This window comes from Psychrobacter sp., from assembly GCF_030457785.1.
Taxonomy (GTDB): Bacteria; Pseudomonadota; Gammaproteobacteria; order Pseudomonadales; family Moraxellaceae; genus Psychrobacter.
In genome coordinates, this window is the sequence record NZ_JAKDUI010000281.1 from 1 (window position 1) to 2,336 (window position 2,336).

At 42.6% G+C, this 2,336-nt stretch carries 2 protein-coding genes; both read left to right on the forward strand.

Features of this window, described 5'->3' with window-relative positions:
• The first annotated feature begins 23 nt into the window (after window positions 1–23).
• Window positions 24–659: a response regulator gene (locus L0J61_RS10545; RefSeq protein ID WP_301466394.1), complete on the forward strand. Its 636-nt coding sequence runs from the start codon at window positions 24–26 to the stop codon at window positions 657–659.
• A gap of 35 nt (window positions 660–694) precedes the next feature.
• The coding region (locus tag L0J61_RS10550; protein WP_301466395.1) for a PAS domain-containing sensor histidine kinase at window positions 695–2,336 on the forward strand (1,642 nt) is incomplete at its 3' end.

Here is a 2,336-nt window from a genome sequence, read left to right on the forward strand (position 1 = left end):
ATGAGCAGTAAAGAGTTATAGTTATGATTAAAGTATTGGTAGTCGACGATCATGATCTGGTACGCATGGGTATTAGCCGTATGTTATCAGATAGTGCCGATATCGAAGTGATTGGCGAAGCAGACAGTGGCGACATGGCGGTTAAACTTGCCAAGCAATTGCAGCCAAATGTGGTTCTGCTAGATGTCAACATGCCTAACATCGGTGGTATCGAAGCCACTAAGCGCTTAATTCAGCTGGATATGGGTATTAAGATATTAGCCGTTAGCAGCATATCAACACAACCATATCCGTCTATGCTCATAAAAGCCGGTGTCAACGGCTATATTACAAAAGGTACGCCGCTAGATGAAATGATACGAGCTGTCAAAAAGATACATCAAGGTGGCCGCTATTTCAGCCAAGATGTCGCGGAGCAATTGGCTGATGTATTGCTGTCGGATAATGCCGGCTCACCATTTGATTTGTTGAGCGCTCGCGAAAAACAAGTTGCGATGATGGTCGTCAACTGTCAAAGCCCACAACAAATTGCCGACCAACTGTTTGTCAGTGTTAAAACCATCAATACTTATCGTTATCGTATTTATGAAAAAGTTGGTGTGGATAGTGACGTCAAACTAACACATTTGGCAATTCGTCATGGCTTGATTCAACCGTAAGTTTATTGGCACCTCTTCATTTATACGGTCAGCTTATGAAATCTGCGAACAACCTCGTCTCTGCTATCACTCATTATGTCAATCACGATGACACTCTACCATTGCCGCAATTACGCAGATTAGGGCTCATTTATAGTAGCTATCGTTTTGCAGTGAGTTTCTTATCGCTGCTTACGGCATACATCAATGCACGCGCTAGTGATAGCTCTACTTTACCGAGCTTTTTACAACAAACGACCCTTATTTTTTATGTTGTACTGAGCCTGATATTGCTTGGGTTGTTTTATGTCCTTCATAAACAGATGCAGCGACAATTGGCATTTGGGTTGACGCTAGATGTCATTTTCTTAAGCTTACTGCTTTATACCGTGGGTGCCCCGGATTTACAGCTAACCATGCTGTACATGGTAGTAGTAGCAGCCAGTTTCGTGTTATTACATACCTCTCAAGCTCTAATTATTACTTTGCTGGCTATTATTTTTGTCATTTATCAGCAGTTTTTCTATGCCATTGCTAATAGTATGAGCTTGACCAACCTAGGAGACGCTTTGCTCATGTCAGCCAGTTTTTTAGCCGTTGGTGGCTTAAGCTGGTCTATCTCACAGCGCTTAGTACTGCTCGAAAAAATAGCCGAACGCCACGTGAAAGAAGTAGAACGATTAAATACTATCAACCAAGAAGTCGTCACCCAGATGGTTAATGGTGTCATCGTCATCGATCACCAACATATTGTCTTAGCAAATATTGCGGCTTATCAGTTGCTAAGCATTCCGTCCAATTCATTGGTATCATTGCATGACACTGCATCTGATAGCGACCATGGACGAGCGTATAGCAAGGACGCCCAATATCATGCACACAGTGCACAGCTAACCGAGTTTCAGCAGCAACTTAACGAACAACACTCACAACTACTTGAGGCTTGCTTGACAGTAGCAACAGGTCAATCACGCACTTTCACTTATGACTTACAAGCTACCGCCTCGGTTCTCGGGAAGCTACGCGTACAGATAATTCCGCTAAAAGATGGCAGTAAGCTGGTCATTCTCGAAGATTTACGCCGTGAACAAGCAAGTGCTCAGCAGTTGAAGCTGGCATCGCTAGGTCAACTAACAGCAAGCATTGCCCATGAAATCAGAAACCCTTTGGCGACAATATCACAAGCGAGTCAATTATTAATGGAGGACGTCACTGAGCACCCTCACAAAGAAACAAACCAAATAGAGAACGAACACAGCACTACTCACATCTCCCATAGCGAAATAGCTGCCAATCATGAACTCTATGAAATGATCTTTTCACAAACAAAAAGAGTCAACCGCATTATCGAGGATATTTTAAAACTGTCACGCCAGCAGCAAGCAAACCAAAAAGAAATCGCGCTGGCCGAATGGTTGCCGACGTTTTTGGAAAATCACTATCAAGACCACGATGTATTTTTAAATATAACCGCTCAACCCACCGTTTCATTCGACACCCATCAATTAGAGCAGGTTTTGATTAATTTGATCAACAACGGTTTGCGCTATAGTAGTTACTCCCATTCTCATGCCTTCGTAGAAATTGAGACTCATTGCGTGGACAACGATGTTATAATCGATATTTTAGATATTGGTACTGGCATTGGTATTGATGACATACAGCACTTATTCAGTCCTTTTATCACTACAGACGAAA

Excerpts from the sequence above, each read along its gene's own strand:
- L0J61_RS10545 (WP_301466394.1), top strand. The coding sequence starts at position 24 with ATGATTAAAGTATTGGTAGTCGACGATCATGATCTGGTACGCATGGGT.